The sequence below is a fragment of the Amycolatopsis sp. NPDC104819 genome (genome assembly GCF_055583145.1).
In genome coordinates this window covers 1-2,729 of the sequence record NZ_JBVJON010000025.1, presented here as the reverse complement: position 1 = coordinate 2,729, position 2,729 = coordinate 1, and the positions used below count along the sequence as shown (strand labels likewise).

At 69.3% G+C, this 2,729-nt stretch carries 2 protein-coding genes; one reads left to right on the top strand and one right to left on the bottom strand.

Translation table 11 applies throughout. The features are described from left to right. Nucleotides 1-136: 136 nt before the first annotated feature. Complete coding sequence (locus tag ACZ63E_RS44480; protein ID WP_465342363.1) at nucleotides 137-1,168, bottom strand: GDP-mannose 4,6-dehydratase; 1,032 nt, start codon at nucleotides 1,166-1,168, stop codon at nucleotides 137-139. A 194-nt stretch (nucleotides 1,169-1,362) separates the two neighbouring features. Here ACZ63E_RS44480 and ACZ63E_RS44475 point away from each other — a divergent pair, with 194 nt between their 5' ends. Then, nucleotides 1,363-2,418 carry a DegT/DnrJ/EryC1/StrS family aminotransferase gene (locus ACZ63E_RS44475; RefSeq protein WP_465342362.1) on the top strand — a complete coding sequence of 352 codons (1,056 nt, stop codon included), beginning with the start codon at nucleotides 1,363-1,365 and terminating at the stop codon, nucleotides 2,416-2,418. Nucleotides 2,419-2,729 lie beyond the last annotated feature (311 nt).

Genomic DNA, 2,729 nt, shown 5'->3' with positions numbered 1-2,729 from the left:
GAATCAGCAACCCATCCCGACACGACGGCGAGCGGTGCGCCCCGGGACGGCTGCTGCTCCGCCCAACCCGGCGCCCGGCGGCCTGCCGCCCGGGGCGCGAATGTCTTTGGTGTCCCTCTCGGGAAAAAGCGCGTGCCTACCAGACGGCGGCCGTCAGCGCCTCGCCCAGGTCCAGCTCACGGCTGGTCTGGGTGAGGTCGGACTCGACCATCATCCGCATCAGCTCTTCGAACGACACGGTCGGCCGCCAGCCCAGCCCGGCGTAGGCGCGGGTCGCGTCGGCGCAGAGCACCTCGACCTCGGCCGGGCGCACCAGGCCCGGGTCGACGACGACGTGGTCGCGCCAGTCGAGCCCGGCCGCGGCGAAGGCGAGCTCGGCCGCCTGGCGGACCGTGTGCATCCGGCCGGTGCCGATCACGTAGTCGACGGCTTCGTCCTGCTGCAGCATCAGGTGCATGGCGCGCACGTAGTCGCCGGCGAAACCCCAGTCGCGGACCGCGTCGAGGTTGCCCAGCCGCAGCTCGTCCTGCACGCCCAGCTTGATCCGCGCGACGGCGTTGGAGATCTTGCGGGTGACGAACTCCATGCCGCGGCGCGGGGACTCGTGGTTGAACAAGATGCCGGAGACGCCATACATCCCGTAGGACTCGCGGTAGTTGCGGGTGATGTAGTGGCCGTAGCACTTCGCGACGCCGTACGGGCTGCGCGGGTGCAGGATCGTCAGCTCGTTCTGCGGCGTCTCGGCCGCCTTGCCGAACATCTCCGACGACGAGGCCTGGTAGAAGCGGATCTGCCCGCCCGGCGCGGCCCGCGACTTGTCGAGCCCGCAGACCATCCGGATCGCCTCGAGCACGCGCAGCACGCCCATGCCGTTGACGTCGGTGGTGAGCTCCGCCTGCTGCCAGGACATCGGGACGAACGAGATCGCACCCAGGTTGTACACCTCGTCCGGCTGGACGAGGTCCACGGCCGCGACGAGGCTCGCCTGGTCGAGCAGATCGCCGTGCACGAAGTTCAGCTCCGCGGCCAGCCGGCTCACGCGCGACTTGCGGGGGTTGGCCTGGCCGCGCACCAGGCCCCAGACCTGGTACCCCAGGCCGAGCAGGTGCTCGGCGAGGTAGGAGCCGTCCTGCCCCGTGATGCCCGTGATCAATGCTCGTTTTGTCATGGTTCTCCCACGTCCACCGGCCGGCCACGCCCACGGCTACCCGAGACTGCCGTTGATCGCCATCATTGGACGCCCCGCCGACTCGGGAAAACACTCGACAATGCCCGGGTTCCGCGGCGATCACTGGTGATTTCCCTTGCCGTTCCGGCCCATCCTGCAGCTTTCCGGTATCCCCGAAGGCTTGCGAGGACCCGATGGCCATCCGTTACCCCGTCTCCCAGCCGTACCTCACGGGCCGGGAGATCGACTACGTCACCGAAGCGGTCGAGACCGGCTGGATCTCCGCGCAGGGGCCGTTCGTCCGCCGGTTCGAGGAGGCGTTCGCCGCGTGGAACGACCAGGCGCACGGCGTCGCCTGCTCGTCGGGCACGGCGGCGCTGACGCTCGCCCTGCGCGCGCTGGGCATCGGCCCGGGCGACGAGGTGCTGGTGCCCGAGTTCACCTACGTGGCCTCGGCGTGGGCGGTCACCTACACCGGCGCGACCCCGGTGTTCGTCGACTGCCTGAGCGACCTCACGCTCGACCCGGCGCTCGCCGAGGCCGCGATCACCCCGCGCACCAAGGCGATCATGCCGGTCCACGTGCACGGCCGCCGCTGCGACATGGACGCGGTGATGGACCTGGCGTTCCAGTACAACCTGCGCGTCGTCGAGGACACCGCGGAGGCGCACGGCGTCCGCCCGGTCGGCGACGTCGCGTGCTTCTCGTTGTACGCCAACAAGATCGTGTCCTCCGGCGAGGGCGGCATCTGCCTGACGAACGACCCGCGGCTGGCCGCCCAGATGGCGCACCTGCGCGGCATGGCGGCCGGCAAGGCCCACGACTTCGTCCACAAGCAGCTCGCGTACAACTTCCGGATGACCAACCTGCAGGCCGGGGTGGCGCTGGCCCAGGTGGAGCGCTTCGACGAGATCCTCGAGCTGCGCGCCCAGATCGAGAAGCGCTACGACGAGCGCCTCGACTTCCCCGGTGTCACGCGGATGCCGGGCCGGGACGTGCTGTGGATGTACGACCTGCTGGCCGACGACCGCGAGGAGCTGCGCGCCCACCTGACGTCGGCGGGGGTGGACACCCGGCCGTTCTTCCCGCCGATGAGCCGTCAGCCGATGTACTTCCGCGAGTCCTGGACCGAGCTGAAGGCCGCCCGGTTCGCCGCCGAGGGCCTGTGCCTGCCGACGCACACGGGACTGTCCGAAGCGGACCAGGACTACATCGCCGACCGGGTCCGGGAGTTCTACGGGGTGCGCTGAGGCCCGAACGTAGTGAATGACTCATTCATGTCGTCTGACGACATGAATGAGTCATTCACTACGTGGGCGGCCGGTTCCTGCCTGACGCGAAGAACCGCCCACCGGACTCCGGTGGGCGGTTCTCGTGGGTGGGGATCCGGCGGGCCGTCCGCGCAGTGACCAGGACAGCCCGCCGGAAGTCTGGAGAAGATGTCGTGAGTGTTTCGGGGGGGTGGGAGAACCCCAAAAAACCCCCAAAAAACCGGGAAAGGTTTTCCACTCCCCAGCTTTTCCCCCAAAGCCAAGGCCCAGGCCCCCCAGCCCGACCCGAA